General features: G+C 42.1%; 19 protein-coding genes. 12 read left to right on the forward strand and 7 right to left on the reverse strand.

Translation table 11 applies throughout. The annotated features are described in order from the left end of the window. Positions 1-806 (reverse strand): IS110 family RNA-guided transposase (locus BLP92_RS16005; RefSeq protein ID WP_090842364.1); only part of this gene is annotated, 806 nt, incomplete at its 3' end. Between the two features lie 498 nt (positions 807-1,304). Between BLP92_RS16005 and BLP92_RS16015 the strand changes: the two genes are divergently transcribed. From BLP92_RS16015 to BLP92_RS16035, 5 genes are all read left to right on the forward strand, one after another. Continuing rightward, entirely contained in the window at positions 1,305-2,081 is a 777-nt protein-coding gene (locus tag BLP92_RS16015) for a sulfite exporter TauE/SafE family protein (protein ID WP_090843970.1), read from the forward strand. A 121-nt stretch (positions 2,082-2,202) separates the two neighbouring features. Continuing rightward, the gene (locus BLP92_RS16020) at positions 2,203-2,898 is read left to right on the forward strand and encodes a TVP38/TMEM64 family protein (RefSeq protein WP_175444332.1); all 696 of its coding nucleotides are present in this window, start codon (positions 2,203-2,205) and stop codon (positions 2,896-2,898) included. A gap of 84 nt (positions 2,899-2,982) precedes the next feature. After that, complete coding sequence (locus tag BLP92_RS16025; protein WP_090843972.1) at positions 2,983-3,801, forward strand: STAS domain-containing protein; 819 nt, start codon at positions 2,983-2,985, stop codon at positions 3,799-3,801. A gap of 137 nt (positions 3,802-3,938) precedes the next feature. Next, positions 3,939-4,874, forward strand: a complete 936-nt coding sequence (locus BLP92_RS16030) for an NADP-dependent oxidoreductase (RefSeq protein WP_090843973.1) — start codon at positions 3,939-3,941, stop codon at positions 4,872-4,874. Between the two features lie 209 nt (positions 4,875-5,083). Continuing rightward, positions 5,084-6,298 carry an ISL3 family transposase gene (locus tag BLP92_RS16035; RefSeq protein ID WP_090844023.1) on the forward strand — a complete coding sequence of 405 codons (1,215 nt, stop codon included), beginning with the start codon at positions 5,084-5,086 and terminating at the stop codon, positions 6,296-6,298. A 61-nt stretch (positions 6,299-6,359) separates the two neighbouring features. Here BLP92_RS16035 and BLP92_RS16040 read toward each other — a convergent pair whose 3' ends face one another. Then, entirely contained in the window at positions 6,360-7,520 is a 1,161-nt protein-coding gene (locus BLP92_RS16040; RefSeq protein WP_090843974.1) for an Ltp family lipoprotein, read from the reverse strand. A 326-nt stretch (positions 7,521-7,846) separates the two neighbouring features. Here BLP92_RS16040 and BLP92_RS16045 point away from each other — a divergent pair, with 326 nt between their 5' ends. The 3 genes from BLP92_RS16045 to BLP92_RS16055 all read left to right on the forward strand — a co-directional run bounded on the left by BLP92_RS16045 (position 7,847) and on the right by BLP92_RS16055 (position 11,934). Beyond that, entirely contained in the window at positions 7,847-9,028 is a 1,182-nt protein-coding gene (locus BLP92_RS16045) for an MFS transporter (protein WP_090843975.1), read from the forward strand. Between the two features lie 137 nt (positions 9,029-9,165). Continuing rightward, positions 9,166-10,029 (forward strand): HAD family hydrolase, encoded by an 864-nt coding sequence (locus BLP92_RS16050; RefSeq protein WP_244516897.1) that lies wholly within the window; start codon positions 9,166-9,168, stop codon positions 10,027-10,029. A 447-nt stretch (positions 10,030-10,476) separates the two neighbouring features. Continuing rightward, on the forward strand, positions 10,477-11,934 hold the full coding sequence (locus BLP92_RS16055; RefSeq protein WP_090843976.1) for a UDP-N-acetylmuramoyl-L-alanyl-D-glutamate--2,6-diaminopimelate ligase: 1,458 nt from the start codon (positions 10,477-10,479) through the stop codon (positions 11,932-11,934). Positions 11,935-12,337: 403 nt separating this feature from the next. On the opposite strand, the gene zwf is transcribed toward BLP92_RS16055, so the two are convergent. After that, positions 12,338-13,855, reverse strand: coding sequence for a glucose-6-phosphate dehydrogenase (zwf, locus tag BLP92_RS16060; RefSeq protein WP_342028400.1), 1,518 nt, complete (start codon positions 13,853-13,855; stop codon positions 12,338-12,340). Between the two features lie 629 nt (positions 13,856-14,484). On the opposite strand from zwf, the gene BLP92_RS16065 reads away from it, so the two are divergent. The 3 genes from BLP92_RS16065 to gndA all read left to right on the forward strand — a co-directional run bounded on the left by BLP92_RS16065 (position 14,485) and on the right by gndA (position 18,009). After that, positions 14,485-15,102 carry a cyclase family protein gene (locus BLP92_RS16065; protein WP_090843977.1) on the forward strand — a complete coding sequence of 206 codons (618 nt, stop codon included), beginning with the start codon at positions 14,485-14,487 and terminating at the stop codon, positions 15,100-15,102. A gap of 44 nt (positions 15,103-15,146) precedes the next feature. Then, complete coding sequence (locus BLP92_RS16070; protein WP_090843978.1) at positions 15,147-15,980, forward strand: Cof-type HAD-IIB family hydrolase; 834 nt, start codon at positions 15,147-15,149, stop codon at positions 15,978-15,980. A 622-nt stretch (positions 15,981-16,602) separates the two neighbouring features. Next, a complete protein-coding gene (gndA, locus tag BLP92_RS16075; protein ID WP_090843979.1) occupies positions 16,603-18,009 on the forward strand; it encodes an NADP-dependent phosphogluconate dehydrogenase in 1,407 nt (468 codons plus the stop codon). A 542-nt stretch (positions 18,010-18,551) separates the two neighbouring features. Here the strand turns inward: gndA and BLP92_RS16080 are convergent. Genes BLP92_RS16080 through BLP92_RS16090 form a run of 3 tightly spaced genes read right to left on the reverse strand, consistent with a single transcriptional unit; the run spans position 18,552 to position 20,781 of the window. After that, on the reverse strand, positions 18,552-19,802 hold the full coding sequence (locus BLP92_RS16080) for an FtsW/RodA/SpoVE family cell cycle protein (protein WP_090843980.1): 1,251 nt from the start codon (positions 19,800-19,802) through the stop codon (positions 18,552-18,554). After that, a complete protein-coding gene (locus tag BLP92_RS16085) occupies positions 19,799-20,230 on the reverse strand; it encodes a PadR family transcriptional regulator (RefSeq protein WP_090843981.1) in 432 nt (143 codons plus the stop codon). Before BLP92_RS16085 ends, BLP92_RS16080 begins: the two co-directional genes overlap by 4 nt. A gap of 2 nt (positions 20,231-20,232) precedes the next feature. Next, complete coding sequence (locus BLP92_RS16090) at positions 20,233-20,781, reverse strand: sigma-70 family RNA polymerase sigma factor (RefSeq protein WP_090843982.1); 549 nt, start codon at positions 20,779-20,781, stop codon at positions 20,233-20,235. 239 nt (positions 20,782-21,020) lie between these two features. Here BLP92_RS16090 and BLP92_RS18225 point away from each other — a divergent pair, with 239 nt between their 5' ends. Continuing rightward, positions 21,021-21,128, forward strand: a complete 108-nt coding sequence (locus BLP92_RS18225; RefSeq protein ID WP_244516899.1) for a DUF6440 family protein — start codon at positions 21,021-21,023, stop codon at positions 21,126-21,128. Between the two features lie 402 nt (positions 21,129-21,530). On the opposite strand, the gene BLP92_RS16095 is transcribed toward BLP92_RS18225, so the two are convergent. Then, positions 21,531-21,959, reverse strand: coding sequence for a GNAT family N-acetyltransferase (locus BLP92_RS16095; RefSeq protein ID WP_090843983.1), 429 nt, complete (start codon positions 21,957-21,959; stop codon positions 21,531-21,533). Positions 21,960-22,053 lie beyond the last annotated feature (94 nt).

The raw sequence follows: 22,053 nt of genomic DNA on the forward strand, positions 1-22,053 counted from the left end.
CCGCTCGAGTATTCGGAGGGGACGAGACCGGCGTATGCCATCAATTGTCCGGGGGTGCGGAACCGATGAAAGGATCCAATTTCTGCGACAATTCCGATGGCTGTAATGAGTGCCACCCCTTTGAGGCATTGAAGTGCCTGAATCATGGGGGCGTGAACCCCTTGAATCGACTGAGTATAGATTTCGTCTTCCAGCCGTTGCACGCGTAGTTCCATTTCTTTGAGCTGATGGTAATATTCCCGGAAAACAACCCGCAGGGTATCCTGAGAGAACTTCAGTGTATCTAACCACTCTCTGTATTTTTTCGTTTGGCGCTTCACGCCTTGCGGCGGTCGAAGCTCGTGGCGCAGGAGAAACTTGCTCAACCTTTGACGGGTCCGAAGTTCATCTTCTTTTGCATCTTCTCGGCAGCGCACCAGATCGCGCAGTGCTTCATCTGCTTCCGTCGGCACGTAAATCGAGGTTAACTCTCCGGCACGATACAGTTGTGCGAGCCGAAGCGCATCCCGACGATCTGTTTTCACCCGCTCACCCGGTCGTTGGGGAATGAGAGAGGGGGCGATAATGTCACAAGAGATACCGAGAGAGAGTAGCAGCCGATACAATGGATAGCCCGTAGGACCGGCTTCATAACAGACACGCAGATGGTCCGATGGACCGAGTTTACGCATCAACTTTCGAACATTTTCTACCGTATGCGGGATGGTGCCCCAAAAGCGAGGAGCATCTCGACCTGCATCGGCGATCGCAACAGCAATCGTGTTCTTGGAGACGTCCAGACCAACAAATTTTGTGGTATCATTCATGATAAGCTGGCTCCTTTCGTAATGTAGCTCTGAGGGGGTAAGAGGTTCTTACAGATCTCTATACCCGATTAACCTACGTATTTACGGATAGGGTGCCAGTTTCGTTCATGATAACTCAATGCGATGGATCTTCCAAAACTGTGTAAACTTCCATAGCCGCTTCAATGATCTTAAAGTTAACTTCACCGAATTTGTACAGGAGACTGTTGGTCGAGCGGAGCCATGCACCCTCTAAAACAGGTTTCCGATTCGTTCTTATCTTTGGTAAACGCAAGAAAAAGATTGTTACTATTACAAACTCTTTTACAAGTAAAAAAATGGAGGCAGGGCGGTTTTTCAAGACGCCTGCGGAAAAAGAAAGCGTGAAGATCATCCCGGCCGCCAGGAAGGGATAGCTGAAGGATTTCTCCGCGGCAAGCGAAGAAAAAGAAGCCGCCGCATATCTTTATTATAAAAACACCAGACTTAAGCAGAGTCCTGTTTGAAAGGAGCACATAGATGAGTATTGAATTTATGATCATTATATTCCTGATTGGTTTTATCGGTTCCTTTATTTCCGGCATGGTGGGTATCGGCGGATCCATTATCAAATATCCGATGCTGCTGTATTTACCGGTAATCCTCGGATACACGGCTTTCAGCTCACATGAAGTGTCTGGAATCAGCGCGATACAAGTATTTTTTGCAACGATCGCAGGCGTCTGGGCTTACCGGGGCAGCGGGTATCTGAATAAAGCACTGATTGCTTACATGGGCGGGGCAGTGTTGATTGGAAGTTTTATCGGGGGCTTCGGATCCACTTTATTATCAGAACAAGCAATCAATATCGTTTATGCGGTGCTCGCGACGATTGCCGTAATAATGATGTTTCTTCCTAAAAAAGATATTGATAATATACCGATGGATCAAGTAACGTTTAAACGCGGGACTGCAGCAGGCACAGCATTTTTTGTCGGGATCGCTTCAGGCATTGTCGGAGCAGCAGGTGCGTTTATTTTAGTGCCGATTATGCTCGTGCTACTTAAAATTCCTACAAGAATGACGATTGCCACCTCCCTTGCCGTTACCTTTATTTCCTCAATAGGTGCGACTACAGGAAAAATCATTACTGACCAGATTCTATATGGACCCGCTGCTGTAATGATTGTGGCAAGTATAATTGCCGCTCCGCTCGGCGCCAGGCTGGGCCAAAAAATGAATACGAAATATCTTCAATCAATACTGGCATTGTTAATACTGGCAACCGCAGTAAAAATCTGGACCGAGATTTTTTGATTACTTTAAAAATATAATTAAGCGCGAACAGTTAAGTTGCTCCTGTTTTAGTGTATGGTAGAGAAAAGCAACCACACGAAGTAATTGCTTTTTTCCAGCAAAAAATAGGAGCATGTTACATATGAATATAAAACAGAAACGCATTCTTTTTTCAGCGTGTGTTCTTTTCTTAATAATTTTATATTTCGTGCTGCCACCATTCCGCGGATTTGTGGATCAGGCAGTCTCGATCATCACGTCAGGAGAGGCCGGACAGCTGCAGCAGTTTATATTATCCTATGGCGTATTTGCACCTGCCATATCCACTTTCTTAATGGTGCTTGCCGTGATTATAGCGCCCATTCCTACTTTCATCATTACGTTTACCAACGGTCTTTCCTACGGTGTGCTTTTGGGAGGTCTTCTTTCCTGGGGGAGTGCTCTGATCGGAGCTGCGATCTGTTATTATCTTGCTCATTTTTTCGGCAGGCCACTCGTAGTGAAGCTCGTACCTGCGCGGCCGCTCGACTGGGCAGACGAATTTTTTGAAAAATACGGGGTGTATGCGGTAATTCTCAGCAGGGTGGTACCGGTAGTTTCCTACGGCGCGGCGAGCTATGCTGCGGGCCTGACAAAAATAAAATTCGTTCCTTATATGATAGGTACCGCGATCGGACAGACCCCTGGAACATTTCTCTATTCCTATATCGGAGCGAGTGCCACTAATTCCTACACGTTTCTTTTCTGGCTGTTCGGGGCTATCATCGTATTCGGCGTTTTAGCCAGCATATTGAAAAAATGGATTTCCCGTAAAAGTTCTCAGAAGGATAGAAGATAACCATAATAAATATATGTGAGAGGTTTAAAAAATGCGGGCACCGTCTATAGATAGAAATAGTCTACATATTAGGAGGAAGATTCCATGCCATACATCGGTAAAGAACTATATGACCATTTCTTTCGCAGCGTAGACCAGGTAATTGACCGTATTGTCGCTGCTACATCTCAGGATCTTGAGTTCGAGCTCTCTCCAAAGGAATTTAAGCTGCATCACGAGTTACTTTATAATTTATTCCTAAAGATTAAAGAGGAGCTCGATGAACAGGATACTACGGGCGCGATCAATTTGGATTATGATCCTGCCGATGTGTTAAGTGAGCAGGGATACGACCTGAATTACATTATTATGCTGCTTACTCAATTTCGATTGAACGTAGTAAAGGAAATTGAAGGGGAATTTCAAAAGCATGGAGTCGGGATCCTCGGAGATGCATTTTATTTCATGAACCGGATGAGTGATATTTTCGATCAGGCGATAAAAAATTCTACATCGCATTACAATAACGAGTACCAATTAAACCTGCAAAAGCTGGAGAAAGAATTGCTGCTGCTTTCTGCCCCCGTTGTCCCGGTAAAAAAAGACATTTCTGTCTTGCCAATTGTGGGCTCTTTAAATGAGGAGCGGGCAGATCATATTATCGAGAACGTCATACCGGAAGTCGTGAAAAACAACGTAACGATCCTGATTATTGATTTTTCAGCAATACTTCAATTTGACTCCTACGTGGCTTCCCGTGTGTTAGAGATTGCGAAAACGTTACATTTATTAGGTATACACACTGTCACTACAGGCATTCGGCCCGACATGGCTCGTGCAATAATAAATCTTGAAAGCACCGTCGATGATATCGAGACCTACCGGGATGTTAAAGAAGCGCTGGAAAATGTTGAGCTAAAATAGAAGATGAGAATGTTGAATTCAGATTCGGCTCCGGTGAAGATATCCGCTTCAATTTTTAAGAGGTTTTAAATAACGTTTCACTTAAGCCAAAGCGATCTTCACAATAGGTATAGCTAATATAGAAAGGGGAATGACATATGAAAGCAGTAATTATAGAAAACTATGGCGGCAGGGAACAACTGAAGGAAAGCGAAAGAGAGGTTCCTGCGATCACAGAAGAACAAGTATTGTTGGAAATACATGCCACTTCGATTAATCCAATCGACTGGAAACTGCGCGAAGGATATTTAAAAGAGATGCTTCCGTTTGATTTTCCGATTATTCTTGGCTGGGATGCGGCAGGAGTCATTACAGAAGTCGGCAGTAAAATTACGGATTTCAATGTTGGGGACCGCGTATTTGCAAGGCCGGCAACGACTAATCAGGGAACCTATGCAGAATTTGTTCCGGTCGATCAGGAACTGCTCGCAAAAATGCCGGATGAGATGAGCTACGAGGAAGCTGCGGCGATTCCTTTAGCAGGACTCACCGCATGGCAGTGCCTGGTAGATTTTTCGGAAATTAAAAAAGAAGAGAAAGTATTAATCCATGCCGGTGCAGGCGGCGTTGGAAACTTTGCAATTCAAATAGCGAAACACTTTGGCGCCTATGTGGCAACGACTGCAAGCAAGGAAAATGAAGAGTTTGTAAAATCCTTAGGCGCGGACGAAGTGATTGATTATAAAGAGCAGGACTTCAGTGAAGTGCTTACCGATTATGATATCGTATTGGATGCTGTCGGCGGAGAAGTGCTGAAGAAAAGCTATAAAGTACTGAAGCAGGGAGGCAGGCTGGTTTCTATTGCCGGTCAGCCTGAAGAAGAAGAGGCGAAAAAATATAATGTTAAAGCAGGATCCCACTGGCTCGAGCCGAACGGCAGACAGCTGCAGCAGCTAGCGGAGCTTTATACAGCTGGGGAATTAAAGCCGGTGGTTGGCAATACGTTTGATTTATCTGAACAGGGTTTAAAAGATGCGCATGAGCTGAGTGAAACAAATCATGCCCGCGGAAAAATCGTGATTCAAGTAAAATAACCAATTTTATGGCCGGAATTTAACAGATTAAAAAAGAAACAGCACCCAACCCTGCAGTGAAGCAGAGGTCAGGGGTGCTGTTTTTTTTGGCTCTACAATATATGTTGGGGTTTTGAAACAATAAGGCATAAAGAAACACGCAGGCTCCTCTATCCTTTACACTTGAATTGTCGAGAAACAAGTTGAAGGAGAGGATCTGCGTGCATAGTATGTATTTTACCATGAATTTCCCGGGGTTAGAAGAAGTGACTGTGACAAACACAGAAGTAGTGGAAGGTGCGATGCACCTTCATATCGAAATGGAACGCAAGCCGCACCGCTGTCCGCATTGCTCCGAACGAACGAGTAAAGTGCATGACTACCGGATTCAGAAGATCGATCACTTAAAGATGTGGGAACGGCCCACGGTCCTGTTCTATCGTCGCAGGCGTTATGCCTGTACGTGTGGAAAACGTTTTGCAGAACGGCGTACGTTTGTAGAACGATATCAGCGGCACAGTGTGGAATGGAATCAGGCGCTGGGGCTGCGGGTGATTCAGGGAAAAAACTTCACAGATAGTGCCAAGCAGTTTCATACCTCTCCGACAACTGCGATGAGGAGGTTCGACAATATCTCTGCCCCGATGCTGGAGGAAATAGAAGACCTCCCTGCGGTGATTGCGATCGATGAATATAAGGGAGATACGAATCAAGGGAAATATCAGGTGATACTGGCAGATGGGGTCACAGGAGAACCCCTGGATATCCTCCCGGACCGTTCGGTCCAGACCGTCAAACGTTACTTGCAGAAAAAAGGAAGTCAAGTGCGCATCGTGGTGATGGATATGAGTCCTTCTTTTAAGTCTGCCGTCCAGCAAGCTTTAGGGAAGCCAGTAATTGTGGCCGATCGATTTCATTTCTGTCGCTATATCTATTGGGCGCTCGATCAGGTGAGGCGCCGCGTCCAAAAGGATTTTCATGAGTATGACAGAAGAAAATGTAAGCGAATGAAGCATGTGTTTCATAAAAAGTCGCATGAGCTCACAGAAAAACAGCGCTGGTATCTTGAACGCTACCTCTCGTTGTCTGAAGAGCTTCGCACCGCCTATGAACTGAAGGAAGCCTACCAGTCCTGGTTTCAAACAGCGAAAGAAGTAGGAAGAAGCGATGGGAGAAGAGTAAAAGAAGAGCTGCATGTGTTCTATCAGCGCGTGGTGGCATCCAAGATGCCCGAATTTCACAAAGCCATAAAAACATTCCGAAATTGGGAAGTAGAAATCTTGAATAGCTTTATCTTTGGGTATACGAATGGGCCGATTGAAGGGTTAAATAATCAAACGAAGGTGATCAAACGCAATGCCTTCGGATTTCAACGGTATGATCGCTTTCGTTTACGTGTATTGTTACACCATCAATGGAAAAAAAGACATTTTCAAGTAGGATAAGGGGCAGCGACACAAAGCCGCTACCCCAACAATTGACTTAGAACCTTTTTTTTAGAATAAATTAAAAACCTACTGCATCTGCGGCATTTGAAGCATCCTTATTACTAAAGCCTTCGAATTCCAACTGTTCGATCAGTCCGGAGCGGGAAAAGGAGCTGAAACTAAGATAATGTTCTGCCATTTGTACCGCCTGGGCACTCCAGTCTACAGTGATGTTTTCAACTGCATATTCCGCATGCTCATTACTGAAGCCTTCAAATTCTAATTGCCCAATCAAGCCGCTTTTGGAAAAAGAAGTGAAGCTTAAATAATGTTCTGCAGTTTCCACTGCCTGCGCCTGCCAGTCTACCTCAATATTTTCTACTCCGTACGTTGCATCTTCCTTGCTGAAACCTTCAAATTCCAATTGCTCAATTAAACCGCTCTTGGAAAAAGAGGTGAAACTTAAATAATCCTTTGCAGTGTTTACTGCTTGCTGCTGTGATACAGTTTCTGCATTTGCTGGTTCCTCCGCAGCAACTCGCTCTTCTTCTTTTTCAAGTTCTGCCTCTTCAGCAGCAATTCGTTCTTCCTCCTCTCGGTCTGCTTCTTCTGCCGCAACCCGCTCTTCTTCTTCACGTTCGGCTTCTTCAGCAGCAATTCGTTCTTCCTCCTCTCGTTCTGCTTCTTCTGCCGCAATACGTTCTTCTTCACGTTCGGCTTCTTCAACAGCAATTTGTTCCTCCTCCTCTCGCGCGGCTTCCTCTGCAGCAATCCGTTCTTCCTCTTCGCGTTCGGCTTTTTCCGCAGCGATGCGCTCTTCCTCCTCACGTTCGGCTTCCTCCGCTGCAATGCGCTCTTCCTCTTCACGTTCGGCTTCTTCCGCAGCAATCCGTTCTTCCTCTTCGCGTTCGGCTTCTTCCGCGGCGATGCGCTCTTCCTCCTCACGTTCGGCTTCTTCCGCGGCGATACGCTCTTCCTCCTCACGTTCGGCTTCCACCTGCTGATCCGCTTCTTCCGCTAATTCCGTTCCTGCCACATTCGAAACATTCTCTTCCACCGGCTCTGTCGATATTCCAAATAAAATTAAAAAAATAATGACAGCGGAACCAAAGTACATTGCAACTTTTTTTCTTTGTTTTTCCTCTGATGGACCCCATTTTAAAACAAGATTTGGTCTGATTAGACCAACAAAAAGCACCAAAACTGAAACAAGAAATAATAAGAGAAATAAATCTTCCATCATCTTACCTCCTTATTCATATAATAGGTACTGGTATTCCAATTATTGCATAAAAAATGTGATAATTAGATAGGCACATAGTTGATATTATAAATATGTTTGCACACGACTATATCACCGGATTTATGAAGTATATTTACTTCTTTGAAAACTTTTTTAAGAGTATTTCCCCAGCTTTAATATTAGGCATCTGCAAAATGAAAAAGATTAGCTTCTATAGTGAAAGAGGATCATAATAAATATTAAAATTTCTCCTAAACACACGCTCTGCAGCAAACACTGGTATAATGTTCTCCTTACGTCTTTTTTAAACCGGGGAGTACATCATGGCTATTCTGCTTTTAATTATTATTTATCTGGCTTTTATCAGCCTCGGCCTGCCGGACTCTATTCTTGGAGCTGCCTGGCCGGCGATGCAAAACGATTTTCAGGCTCCTCTAAGTGCGGCAGGCTTATTGTTTATGGTGGTCACCAGCGGTACAATTCTTTCCAGCCTGCTCAGCGGCCGCGTACTGCTTCGCTATGGCACAGGACGCGTGACGCTGGTAAGCTGCTTTCTTACTGCTGCAGCACTTTTCGGATTTTTTATTTCTCCTACGTTTCTTTGGCTGATTTTCTTTTCCATTGTGCTCGGTCTGGGGGCAGGGTCGATTGATACCGGCTTAAATCATTATGTGGCGAATCATTATAAAGCACATCACATGAGCTGGCTCCATTGTTTTTGGGGAATAGGAGCCACCGCAGGACCTGTCATTATGGCTTATCATATTTCCAGCCAGGAAGGATGGCGTTCGGGATATCTTACGCTCGCGATCCTGCAGTTCTGCCTGGTGCTCATTTTATTTATTTCGCTGCCGCTGTGGAATTTAAAAAGAAAGCAGCCTGCGCATTCTTCGGGGGAGGAAGCTGCCTCAATAGAAGCTGCCAGTGATCCTGGCAGCCACCCTTTTAGAATCAAAGGGGTGAAGTTAGCAATGCTTTCCTTTTTATTTTATGTCGGTGCCGAAGCCGCAGTAGGATTATGGGGAAGCAGTTATTTTGTGCACGTGAAAGGGATGGATCCTTCCACCGCTGCGCAGTATATTTCGTTTTACTATGGAGGAATTACAGTCGGAAGGCTGATTACGGGATTTGTTAACTTTCTTGCAAGCAGCCGGATGCTCATCCTTTCCGGCCAGCTCATTTCCTTGGCCGGTATAATCTTCCTGCTGCTACCTTTACCAGATGGATTTCTACTGCCTGCACTTGTCCTGATTGGTTTAGGTTTTGCACCCATCTTTCCCTGTATGCTGCACGAAACTCCAGTTCGTTTTGGAGCCAGGGCATCCTCTGTCATAATGGGGTATCAGATTGCAGCCGCTTACGTGGGGAGCGCTTTGATTCCGGCGTTTATCGGACTGAGTGCTTCCTTCATTTCAATCGCGATTTTTCCATTTTTTATTATTATGTTAATTCTCGGCATGCTCTATACTTCCGAAAAAATACATCTTTCTCTGAAACACAAGTAAAATAGGATAGGAAACAATTTTTCTTCCAGATTATTTTATAGTAAAGTTTGTTTTGGCTCTACCTTATCCACACCAGACAATTATTTTCAGAATAGAATGATGCAATACAGAAAATTTGATCTCACGGAGGAACAAAAATGACAAACAATGCGAAAGCGATATTTTTAGATATGGATGGAACCATCCTGAATCATCAAAATAAAGTAAGCATAGAAACGAAAAAAATCATCGACTCACTCCGTAAGCAGGGGAAATACGTTTTTATAGCCACAGGGAGGGCTGCAGGAGAAATTGAGGAATTAGTGCCTGCAGGTTTTGAAGTAGACGGCATTATTTCTTCGAACGGAATGATCGGACATATTGAAGGGTTAAAATTATATAAGCATTCCCTCTCAATGGACCTTGTAGAACAAGTGATTCAGGAAGCAAGAACTCACGGAATTTATTATGAGCTTTTTCCATACGACCATCCGAGAATTACGCTGGCGCAGGATAGAGAATATATGAAAAAAGAAATCATGGACCCGAAGCCGGAAGATGTAGGCATGAACGAGTGGCTTTCCCGAAAGCAGGCGATCGCAGAGGATATTCATTGGACGAAAGGGATCCAGGGAGAGGAATTTTCAAAGTTTTACTGTTTTGCTAGAACAAAATCACATATTGACTCCTGGAAAAGTAAGCTGGAGGAACTGAAGAAAGAGCTTCCATTCAGCACGTCTATTTCTTCTCCATTCAATGTAGAAATTATGGTAGCGGACGTGAACAAAGCTACCGGCATCCAAAAGATGCTGGAGCATTTCAAACTGGACCGTGCAGATACGCTGGCAATCGGAGACAGCAATAACGACCTGCCGATGTTTGAGTACGTGAATTACGCGGTTGCCATGAAAAATGCTTCTGCAGAAATCCAGGAAATTGCAGATGAAGTAACGGCATTCTCCTGCGATGAAGAGGGAATTTCTCACTTTTTCCAAAACTATCTGGCAGCGGAGAAAAAATAGTAATGCTGCGGAGTATTTATTTAGTGCTGATAAGGGATTAACAAATTTTGTCTCCTTATTTCATAGGTAAATAGGTACATTTTTACGCTTCGCATGCTTAATCGATTATGATTATTTCATGAGTCAACCTGTATATGTTACAATATGAGCATTATTAAGGTTAACAATCTATAAAACAGCCAAAACCTTGAGAGAGAGGTTTTTTGGCTGTTTTTTTAAGTGGATTAGCAATGGACTGGCAATAATCAATCGTCCGTTACAGAAATATCAGGGAACGCCGTTTTTGTCACAGAAGAACATTTGGCGTAAAGATGACATTTCCAGACCGCTATTAAAAAAATTATTCCTAATATGATTCTATAAACATTGCAGTGCCTTTACCGAAAGTAAAGCAGCTGCATGAACTTTTTTATTCACGATTAAAATGCATAAGCGAGGTGATCCTGTATGAAATTACACCAGCTGTTAGCTGATATAGATATAAAAACACCGATGCAATCTGATATTGGTGATATCCCGGTCCATGAAGTAACAGATAATTCCGCAGATGTAAAAGAGGGGTACGTGTTTGTCGCGATAGGGGGATACTCCAGTGATGGACATGATTTCATTGAAGCTTCCATCCAGCAGGGCGCTTCACTTATTATTGGAGAAAAAGACATAGATAATCTTCCTGTTCCTTATATACAGGTGCCGAACAGCAGAAAAGTACTGGGGATGCTTGCCAGAAAACTTTACAGCGAGCCGGCGAAAGAAAAACTGATCATCGGTATTACCGGGACGAACGGGAAGACCACTACCAGTTATATGCTTAAACATCTGCTGGAAAGCAGCGGAAAATCCTGCTCTGTCATTGGAACGATAGAAAATATCATTAATGGAGAAAAAATCCCCAGCAGGAATACAACACCGAGTTCTCTTATTTTACACAAACTCCTGGCAATGAGCACCGATGAAGTAGTCATCATGGAAGTATCTTCGCATGGACTGTCGCAGTGCCGGATAGAAGGTGTGACGTTTGATTATTGTCTGTTTACCAACCTGCATCAGGAGCACCTCGATTATCACGGCTCCATGGAAAATTATTTTCAGGCGAAAAAACTTCTGTTTGAAAAGTTGGCTCCCGGCGGTACCGCTGTGGTGAATACAGATAATCCCTGGGGAGAAAAACTGGCTGATCATTTACAGCATGAAGAAAAAAATGTCTATCGTATTGGAGCATCTGTCAGCAGTAATTTAAGAATTGCAGATATCAACTTACAAAATTCCACAGCAACCGTGGAGGAAAGGGGAGAATCGAGCGCTGTTTTTACTCCGATGAATGGAATTCACAATATGTACAACATGATAATGGCATTTGGCACCGCTGCGTTAATAGGAGTAAGCAAAGAAAATCTTCTGCCGGCGCTCTTTCAGTTTAAAGGGGTGGAAGGAAGATTTGAAATATACAAACTGGCGAATGGTGCTGCCGTAATCGTGGATTATGCCCATACACCAGATGCCGTCGCCCACTGCCTGGCCACTGCAAAACAGCAGGGTGCAGGAAGAATCGTCCATGTGTTTGGATTTAGAGGAGACAGAGATCCGGGGAAGAGACAGGAAATAATGTCTGTAACCGCTTCAATGAGCAATCAGTATATACTAACCTTGGATGACTTAAATTCAGTTTCTTTCAGTGAAATGGAAACAACACTCACCTGGTTAAACAATACTTATGGCAATGAAAAAGGCCGTATTATTCCTGACCGTACAAAGGCCATTCAAACAGCAATCGAAGAAAGCCAGCCGGAGGATTGGATTATCATCACCGGAAAAGGGCATGAGCAGTATCAGCAGAGCTACAAACTGCCTGCCAGATCGGACAAGGAAATAGTGCAGTATCTCAGCAGCCCCGAAAATGTTTAACGTAAAGGCCTTTGTGATTCATTAAAAGAAGAAAGACTTCTAAAGTTAAAGAAAATTAAGGAGGAAACATTCATTCTGGATGATTCCTCCTTTTTTTATGAAAGAAGATTTATTTTTATAATAAGAACAACGGCTCTTCTGCCCGGAACCGGGTTTGACACAGCAGCGAACGGTAACAGAGCGTTACTATGTAAAATTAAAGAGCTGCAATACGGATTTCTTAACTACACAAAAAAGCATCAGGATTTCACCGCAAGTGCGCTGAATTTATCCTGATGCTTTTTTTAGATAGTATGAAGAAGTTCTTATAATCGAACTGCGCCAGCGAAAGAAAAGTCCTTTGAAAACTGAACAGTATTATTACCGGCAGACAGGTCGCTGTAAAACTTTTAAAATGAAGTTCTTACCACCATTTATGCTGATCTTTTTCCAGCAGCAGATCGGCAGCTTCCGGACCGGTGGAACCAGCTGGATAGAAATACAGCGGCAGCAGTTCCTGCTGGTATGCCTCAAGCAGTGGATCAATCCATTTCCACGAGAGCTCTACTTCTTTCCAGTGTGCAAAGAAGGTGGAATTACCAAGCATTGCGTCATGAAGAAGAAGTTCGTATGCTTCCGGATGATTTTCCGCATTGGTCGAGAAGTTGATCCAGGCAGGTTTAAACCGGTTGCTGGATGGATCCTTCATGTTCATTCGCATGGAAATATTTTCGTTCGGGCTGATCTCCAGTACAAGCAGATTGGGAGAGATTCCTTCCAGTACCTCTGTATCAGTAATTTTATTTTTGAATTCAATCAAAATCTGGGTAGATTTCTGATCCATCCGCTTTCCTGTACGAATATAAAAAGGTATTCCTTCCCAGGAAGGGTGGTCGATAAACAGGCGTGCTGCGAAATACGTATCATTTGCAGAAGCTGGATCAATTCCAGGCTCTTCTCTGTACCCAATCACCGGCGTATCCTGAAGTTCTCCGGCTTCATATTGTCCGCGGACAATATTCTGATAAGCATTTTCTTTCCGAATAGGGCGGAGGGAATCCAGAATCTCTGTTTTTTTCGCGCGCGTTTTGTTGTCCATGATTTTTTCCGGCAGATACACTGCAGTCATCATTAATACCTGCAGCAGATGATTCTGTACCATATCGCGGATGGCGCCGGATTTATCATAATAATCGGACCTTCCTTCCACACCGACAGTTTCACTTGCTGTAATCTGCACGTTTGCAATCTGGTTATGGTCCAGCAGTGATTCCAGCACCGGATTGGCTAAAATTAAGGTTTTCAGGTTCTGTACCATCGGCTTGCCGAGGTAATGGTCGATTCTGTAAATTTCATCTTCACTGAACGTTTTGCTTAAATTGTTATTCAGCTGTCTGGCTGTTTCCAGATTGCTTCCAAAAGGTTTTTCAATAATCAGCCGTTTCCAGCCATTGTTTTTGCAGATGCCGCTCGAGTTAAGATTGGACGTAATCAAATCGACCAGTCCCGGAGCAACGGACAGGTAAAACATACGGTTCTGCGGGATTCCAAGCTCTTCTTCTCTGCTTTCAATCATTTCCAGCAAATTCTGATAGGAATCATCCGCCGTAGCATCAAATACACAGTAGCGGAACTTCTCTAAAAAATCCTCAAGCCGGGAAGCACGTACATTTCTTCTGGAATAATCGTGGAGCGATTCTCTCACTTTTCCCTGAAACACTTCATCTGAAAGTTTTGTTCTCCCCAGGCCGATAATAGAAATGTTTTCAGGGAGTCTGCCATCAAGATACAAATTATATAATGCGGGATATAATTTTCGTTTAGCTAAATCACCAGTAGCTCCGAATAAAGCTAGTGTCATGTCCTGCATTGTCCTGATTTCCTGAAATTCAGATAAATCTTCCTGCAGATCAGATCTTTCAGTTGGATTCTTTACATTCATTCTTTAAACCTCCTACTATTCTAGTACTGGCAAAGCAGCACTGCTGTACCTGTTAACACCAGGTTTATATAAGTTCACATTCTCGCATCTTATAATTTAAAATGAATATTCTATAAATGGGATTATATGGAAAGTAGTCTCCATTCCAGAAGCAAATAGAAATCCGCTCATCGAATATCTATTTTTTATATCCTCCTATATTAGCGTGATTTTATATGGTTGTACATAAATTTGCAACATCAAAACCGCATGAAAACGCTTTAATCAGCGGAAAATTGAAAAAAAGATGATTTTCTTTTACAGTATTCATGCGGGTTTCAGCGTGAATTATACTCTTTTTTAAAATTCTTATAAGAATTGACGGAATTTAGTGTGAATTTATTTCACATCAGAAAATTACTGTATATTATTTCGTTTTTTAACATAAAAATACCATTTGAGAATTTTCTTGCCGGTTCAACTTTGATATGTGCCAAGGTGGTGGACTGAAAAATTAATTAATTTACACATCACTTATATCTCCTGCTGAAATGCCGCTTATAAAAAGATTTTGACTGGACAATTATATAAAAAACATGCGAAGGTAGATACATAGTTTGATAAAAATAAGTGAGAAAAGGGTGGATCACATGAAAATGTATGATGTAACAGGAACAATCTATGAAGGCATGACCGTGTACAAAGATAAGCCCGAGAAGCAGCCAAAGCTGAATACAGAGACAAACGGCTACGTGACGGAAACACGTCTGGAAGTAGATGTGCATACAGGTACACACATCGATGCGCCGCTTCATATGATCGAACAGGGAGAGACCTTCGAAACGATTCCGCTCGACAGCCTGGTGGGACAGTGTAAGGTCCTTGATCTGACGGACGTAGAGGATGGCGTCACAAAGAAAGATCTGGAAGCATTTGATATTCAAAAAGGAGATTTTATTTTATTTAAAACGAAAAACTCCTTTGAAGAAGCATTTAACTTTGAGTTTATTTTTCTGAAAAAAGACGGAGCAGAATACCTTTCGGAAATCGGCATCCGCGGCGTCGGCACAGATGCACTTGGAATTGAAAGAAGCCAGGAAGGACATCCAACACATAAAACGCTGTTTAACAACAATGTCATCATTATTGAAGGACTGAGATTGAAGGAAGTAGCAGGGGGAGATTACTTCATGGTGGCAGCACCTTTGAAACTGCACGGCACTGATGCGGCACCTGCGAGAATTATGCTGTTTGAAGGACTGAACTAAGTACTGTAATCAGACAGAAAAACATTACTGCAAGGAGAGAATGTATGTATAAATTAGTTGCAATTGATCTTGACGGGACGCTGCTCACAGACGATTTACAAATACCGCCGGCGACTGTTGCCGCGATCCAGCAGGCGGCAGAAGCAGGGACAGTGGTTACGATTGCCACAGGCCGCATGTTTCCTTCGGCAAAACTGATCGCCCTGCAGCTTGGCATCAACGTGCCGCTCATTACGTATCAGGGCGCATTAATCAAAGATGTGAACGAAAAAGAAGTCATGTACGAGCGCAATATTGCGCCGGACGTTGCCAATACGCTGATTAAAATCGCCCGGGAAAGAAACATTCATCTGCAGGTGTACCAGGATGATATACTTTACGGCGCGGAAGAAAATGAGAAACTTGTTACGTATGCGGGAAAAGTGAAAGTTCCGTATATGATAGAACCGGACCTGACAAAGCTTACGCAAAAAAGAATGACAAAATTACTTTTCATCGAGGATCCGGCGTACCTCGATGAACTGCAGCTGGAATTACAGGAGCTGCTCGGTGACAAAGCACATATCGCAAAATCTAAACGGCACTACCTGGAAATTACGCATCCAGAGGCAAATAAAGGCAGCGCTCTATTGCACCTGGCGAAACAAATGGGCATAGCGCAATCGGAAACGATCGGCATCGGGGACAATCATAACGACTTCGAACTGGTAGCCACCGCTGGACTCGGTGTCGCAATGGGCAATGCGGTACAGGAACTAAAAGACATCGCGCAGTATACTACTCTTTCCAATAATGAAGAAGGCGTCCTGCACGTGCTGGAGAAATTCGTTCTAAACGCACCAGTCCCTCCACCGTCAGATAGTAAAGTTGTAAAGTAGCCGTTTGGGAGGGGAAGCATTCAAGGGGAGCTCCGTCTGTGCACCGTATGAATAAAGATACAGAGATTATACTTTTTCTCCCACTGGCAAAGCGGATTTCAGTTGATGAAATCCGCTTTAATTTATACAACTTTCTTCAAATGTCTTTGCAATTCTGGTAATATAAATATATTGTTTTAAAAAAGGGTTAGGAGATCAGTGCGCTGATACATAGCATTTGGGAGAGTTTCCAGCGTATTTATCTTCTCTTGACCGGGCTGGGCAGGTATCAGAAGGTTGTTCTTAACACTGAATCTTGTTTACCGGAAAAGCAGCCGGGTGAAAATGCTGCACAACGCAGAGATGAATAATTATGCTATACTGACTGTTATGGCTGAAAATGTTCATGTAGAAACTTAAGCAGCCAGGGAATGTTATGCAATTTGAATTCTCAGCGTTTCACAGGGGATTCACAAAGCATGATGAAATTTCTCCTCCTTACCCTCGCGCGTAATTTTCAGAGACTTCCACTGAGGCAGCAAAATATCAAAAGCGATGAAACTTTTTGAAAAGTGTGGCATAGTATTTGTTATGAGAAAATGAAAGATACTTAAAACTATTAAATTAAAGAAGGAGAATAAAGATGCAAAAACAACAAATTGGCGTAATTGGACTTGCAGTAATGGGAAAAAACTTAGCAATGAATATTGAAAGCCGCGGATTTTCCGTGTCTGTTTTTAACAGATCCTACGAAAAAACAGAAGATTTCCTTGCGAACGAAGCAAAAGGCAAAAACTTCTTCGGAGCAAAATCTGTAGAAGAGTTTGTGAACTCTCTTGAGACACCAAGAAGAATTATGCTGATGGTAAAAGCGGGCCCTGCAACAGATGCAACAATCGAGTCGCTCAAGCCGTATCTGGAAAAAGGCGATGTACTGATTGATGGAGGAAATACCCTGTATGAAGATACGATCCGCCGGAATAAAGAGCTTGATGAAACAGGCATTCACTTTATCGGTACGGGCGTATCCGGGGGAGAAGAAGGGGCGTTAAAAGGACCTTCCATCATGCCAGGCGGACAGAAAGAAGCGTATGATCTAGTTGCGCCTATTTTCGAAGCGATTTCTGCAAAAGTAGACGGCGAGCCGTGTACTTCTTATATCGGTCCGGACGGCGCAGGACACTTCGTGAAAATGGTCCACAACGGGATTGAGTATGGAGATATGCAGCTTATTTCAGAAGCATATTTCCTGCTGAAAAATATTCTCGGTATGGAAACAGATGAACTTCACGAAGTATTTTCTGAGTGGAATAAAGGAGAGCTCGACAGCTATCTGATTGAAATCACTTCAGAAATCTTCACGAAGCAGGATGATGAAACAGGCAAAGCGATGGTTGACGTGATTCTTGATACTGCAGGACAGAAGGGGACAGGCAAGTGGACAAGTAAAAACGCGCTTGATCTCGGTGTACCGCTGCCCCTGATCACAGAATCTGTATTTGCACGCTTTATTTCTGCAATGAAAGAAGAGCGCGTCAAAGCAAGCAAAGTCCTGACAGGTCCTTCTGCGAGTTTTGACGGAGACCGCAGCGAATTAATTGAAGCGGTGCGTAAAGCTCTATACATGGGGAAAATCTGCTCCTACGCACAGGGATATGCACAGATGCGTGCCCAGTCGGAAGAAAATGACTGGAATTTAAATTACGGAGAAATCTCCATGATCTGGCGCGGCGGATGCATTATCCGGTCCCAGTTCCTGCAGAAGATTAAAGAAGCGTATGACAGCGATCCAGCGCTTTCCAACTTACTGCTTGATCCTTACTTCAAGGAAATCGTCAATGAATACCAGACAGCCCTGCGCGAGGTAGTAAGTGTCGCAGTAAAGCATGGTATTGCTGTGCCGACACTGGCAAGCGCTGTTGCATACTACGACAGCTACCGTTCCGCAGATCTGCCTGCAAACCTTATTCAGGCACAGCGTGATTACTTCGGTGCGCACACGTACCAGCGTAAAGATAAAGAAGGCACTTTCCACACGCAGTGGTTCTAATCCAATAATAGTTAACACACGCTCCCCTTACAGTAGAAGGAGAAGAGATTTCTTCCTTCTGCAGGAGGGGAGTTTTTTATTGGACTGAGACCTTATCAGTACGATTAATTGTACTAATAAGTGTGAGGTAACTGGCTGGGCTGCGTTAATATCACTCACAGTTTGCAAGCATGAATGTATGAATGATATTTACTCAAAGTGGAACAGAAGAAACTCTGAGGAAAAGATGCAGGAAACGCTGCGAGCATATTTAGAGATGAAAATTTAATTAAAAGTGGTGAGCAACAAAAAAGTCGATTAAAATGCACACGTTTACGATTACAATTAAAGTGATTGATCGTCCGTTTAGACAAATAGAAGAAGGTTGCCGGTGAGTGTCAGGTATTATTAGGTACAAAAGAAATTAACTAACATTACACGAGTCGAATAAATTCTGAATGTAAATAGTAATCAGCCCGTACCAAAGATTATTTTTAATCTAAGATACGGGCTGATTTCAATATGTGTTTTAAGAAGGAATCAGGTAATGAATTTCCACGAAATTAATTTGTAATCGTAGGCGCTGCAATATCCTTTCTGCGATAAACGTTCAGTATAAGCCCTAATAGTGAAGAGTAAACTAGCAGCATGCTTCCTCCATAACTAATAAATGGCAGCGATACTGTTATGATAGGGGCTATTCCAAGACCCGTGAGAATGCTCCAGCAAGTGGGAACAACAAACAATACAGCCCCGCCGATTGCTAATAATCTGCCGAATAAATCCTTTGTTTGAAAAGCATTTAATGAAATCCGCAAAATAAATGCAAAAAGCAGCAGACAAAGGATGGTTCCGAACACCCAGCCAAAAGAATAGATAAGAAATGGGAATACAAAATCTGTATGTGCTTCAGGCAGGTTTAAATTATGGTAAAGCCCATTGCCGAACCAGCCAGCCTCTGAAAGGATATTTCTCAATGGTATGAGAGTGTCAACGAGATTGCTGTTAGAAAAATGAGGAATCATCGTACTAATAAAAATGATACCTAAAATCAAATTACCCACGGATACTTTCATGGAATATTGTTTAGGAGCGTAAGAAAAAACATACATCGCTAACACGCATAAAAAGTAAATAATGCTGAAGGTAAATTGCGGGACCATGACATAGAGAGGGACTGGAATCCAAAATAGGCACAATAGCGCTGCTTGTTTTTTCCAGCCTTTAAACTCACTGCTCTTGGCAAAAATGCCGGCCCACGCTATCAAAAATAAAAATAAGGATATCGCTGGACCATCAATTGTAATCCCCCCGAAAGAAATCCATCTTTTTGCTCCGTTCATCTCAATGCCAACTAAAAAAGTGGTGAAAAATACGATTAAGCCGCCTCCATAAAAATACATCCACAAATTTTTTAGTTTCCTGTAATCGAAGAAAAGAAATCCTATGAGAGCAAGAATTGAAAGGAAAAGCCAGACTGCCTGATTTTTTATGAAAGAAATACTGGATGCTGAAACACCATGAATCAATGGAAGAAAACTAATAGCTGCCAGAATGACAAATAAAACAATAAGCAGCCAATCCATTCTCGGCTTATGCAGGTGATTCATGTTTTCACCAACGATAGAGGGCTCTCCCATTTCCTGCATTGCTTTTTTATCTGCATCCTTTACAGATAATCCTCTTTCTTGAAAGGATTGGCTTAGTTCTTCCATATGATTACTAAGCTCCTTCTTGATCATGCTGTGAGCTTCCCTGGATTTCACTTTAGAGATTACTTTACTTAAATATTCCTCAAATTTAGAATAACTCATAAAGAAGCCTCTTCAATGAAGTTTTTCAGAGAATTCAGTTGTTTGGAATCTGGATGTTCCCGGGAAGCTGCATATTTTTTTCCTTTCGTAGTCAGGGAGTAGTATTTTTTGCCTTCTATCCATTTTGAAGTAATTATTTTCTTATTTTCAAGTAAATGCAAAAGAATATAAATCTGGCCTTCATTACTTTTGAAGCTGCTTTCATTTTTACGAAATAGCTGCGTGGAAATATCGTACCCGTGCTTTGCTTCTTCCTGCAGTGAATCTAATATATTTTTAAGGGTTTCTACTTTCCAATATTGAAGTTCCAGGTGATTTTGTTTTCTGCGGATTGTTTCTCTCACTGCATTTTTTCTCTCCTCGGAAAAAGAAAGATCTTCAAAGTCTTTTGATAAAGAATTCTTTAAGTTAGAAAATGGATCGCCCATGGTTAAACCTCCTTTTTCATCTTTTCTTTTAATAACTTTCTGGCTTGTTTTAATCGAGTTTTTAATGTATTACTATTTACACCCGTAATCTTGCTGATATTTGATAAAGAAAGCTCCTCGTAGTAATATAAAAAAACAACTTCACTGTATTTTATTGGTAAATCCATAATGGCACTCGTCAAACTGTCTGCTACATTTTTTGAAATTATTTCCTCTTCCACATGCTTTGACTTGCTCGGAATATAATCCCAGATTTTATCGCTGAATTTTATTTTCCGATAATGCCAGCTGCGCAAGTAATCCTTACAATGATTAATGGCAATTCGATACAGCCACGTTTTTATGGAGGACTTATTATTAAACTGTCCTAGTTTTTCATAACATTTAATAAATATCTCTTGCGTTAAATCCTCAGCTGTCGTTCGATCTTTTACATATGAATAAACAAGGTGCAGTACCTCATCGCTGTAATTATCCATTAATTGGCCGATAATTTGTTCAGTATTTTCTATGCTATTAACATCTATTGCTATTTTTTCAGGTTCAGCCATGCTTTGTTTCACCCCTTTCTCTATGTTAGACGGAGGAACTATGATTTAGGTTTGGATTACTTAAAGAAAATTTGTATGTATCATAGAAATGGAAATTTTAAAAAATAATGTTTTCTGTAGATGGAGCTGCAGCTAAATTATCGAAGGAGTGAAAATATGTTTGGGAATAAAAAAAGAAAGAGAAAAGATTTTATGTGAAATTATTATAAGTCGTACCTTCGTTTGGGAGGATAATGATTTTGGTCGATCGAAATACGGGAGTGAATTACCTCCAATTCATGTTCGGTACAGGCTGTGAAATTACCCTTTTGTTAGATGAAAATGGACAAGTTGCTGCAGAAGAATAGATGTTGGGCGGTTTGAATTGAAAAGGGGGAAGCAGTTTGGCACACTTCAGGAAATAACCACCACTTTTCGCAGAGGCGATAGTTTCTTAGGTGAAGATATAAGATTTATTTCAAATGCTGCTGTTGATTTTTTCATTCGGAATAGTAAGCCCAGGGGCTCACAATACTAGAGAAATATGAGCATCACGTTAGCTGTTTACTTTTTGCTGACAGAATCTTTTTAACTGATGCTATTTGAAATATCGGTACCCATCTGCTCCAAGCATAAAATCATAATAATCACATTCATCGAGTGCAGCATTTGCAGTAATGTTGTTCAGAGATTCATGAAGTTCTAAACGTGCAAAAGAGCAGAACCTGCTCTGCTCCTTTCGTATAATTTCAGTTTTAACTGTACGGTAATTAATGCTTATACCATTCCATTAAATATTCTTCCTCTTTTGTGTTTTCATCTAATAATTCTTTTTTTACTACAAAAGAATTTCTAAGGTAAAAGTCTGCTGCCCTGAAATTTTTTTTGTAAACTTTTAACTGTATAAAATCATATTGGTCCTTTACGTAATCTAATAACTCTTTCCCATAACCCATTCCTTGATATAGCGCATTGACAAATAAAGCAGCCAAATAATTATCCACCATTGATACAAATCCGATGATTTCAGTTTCGTTTCGAATAATGTAGTTCTCTGCTAACGGAAAATATTTAAGTTTCATGTCATTCCTTTGAGATGCCCAGTATTTTGCGTCAACAAATCCGTGAGCTGTTACTGAGCCTTCATACCATATGTCCATCATCTCTTCTAATTCCGCATTATTATTTAATCTTATCATTAGAAAAACCTCCATCCTGTCACTGCTTTAAAATTAGTCGCACGAGTGTCAGAGAAAGTTACAGAAAAAAGGTAAGCATTATGCTAATGATAAG

The organism is Alkalicoccus daliensis, assembly GCF_900103955.1.
GTDB lineage: Bacteria > Bacillota > Bacilli > Bacillales > Salisediminibacteriaceae > Alkalicoccus > Alkalicoccus daliensis.

Coding starts and splice junctions, on each gene's coding strand:
- BLP92_RS16015 (WP_090843970.1), top strand. CDS start 1,305: ATGAGTATTGAATTTATGATCATTATATTCCTGATTGGTTTTATCGGT.
- BLP92_RS16020 (WP_175444332.1), top strand. CDS start 2,203: ATGAATATAAAACAGAAACGCATTCTTTTTTCAGCGTGTGTTCTTTTC.
- BLP92_RS16025 (WP_090843972.1), top strand. CDS start 2,983: ATGCCATACATCGGTAAAGAACTATATGACCATTTCTTTCGCAGCGTA.
- BLP92_RS16030 (WP_090843973.1), top strand. CDS start 3,939: ATGAAAGCAGTAATTATAGAAAACTATGGCGGCAGGGAACAACTGAAG.
- BLP92_RS16035 (WP_090844023.1), top strand. CDS start 5,084: ATGTATTTTACCATGAATTTCCCGGGGTTAGAAGAAGTGACTGTGACA.
- BLP92_RS16040 (WP_090843974.1), bottom strand. CDS start 7,520: ATGGAAGATTTATTTCTCTTATTATTTCTTGTTTCAGTTTTGGTGCTT.
- BLP92_RS16045 (WP_090843975.1), top strand. CDS start 7,847: ATGGCTATTCTGCTTTTAATTATTATTTATCTGGCTTTTATCAGCCTC.
- BLP92_RS16050 (WP_244516897.1), top strand. CDS start 9,166: ATGACAAACAATGCGAAAGCGATATTTTTAGATATGGATGGAACCATC.
- BLP92_RS16055 (WP_090843976.1), top strand. CDS start 10,477: ATGAAATTACACCAGCTGTTAGCTGATATAGATATAAAAACACCGATG.
- zwf (WP_342028400.1), bottom strand. CDS start 13,855: ATGAATGTAAAGAATCCAACTGAAAGATCTGATCTGCAGGAAGATTTA.
- BLP92_RS16065 (WP_090843977.1), top strand. CDS start 14,485: ATGAAAATGTATGATGTAACAGGAACAATCTATGAAGGCATGACCGTG.
- BLP92_RS16070 (WP_090843978.1), top strand. CDS start 15,147: ATGTATAAATTAGTTGCAATTGATCTTGACGGGACGCTGCTCACAGAC.
- gndA (WP_090843979.1), top strand. CDS start 16,603: ATGCAAAAACAACAAATTGGCGTAATTGGACTTGCAGTAATGGGAAAA.
- BLP92_RS16080 (WP_090843980.1), bottom strand. CDS start 19,802: ATGAGTTATTCTAAATTTGAGGAATATTTAAGTAAAGTAATCTCTAAA.
- BLP92_RS16085 (WP_090843981.1), bottom strand. CDS start 20,230: ATGGGCGATCCATTTTCTAACTTAAAGAATTCTTTATCAAAAGACTTT.
- BLP92_RS16090 (WP_090843982.1), bottom strand. CDS start 20,781: ATGGCTGAACCTGAAAAAATAGCAATAGATGTTAATAGCATAGAAAAT.
- BLP92_RS16095 (WP_090843983.1), bottom strand. CDS start 21,959: ATGATAAGATTAAATAATAATGCGGAATTAGAAGAGATGATGGACATA.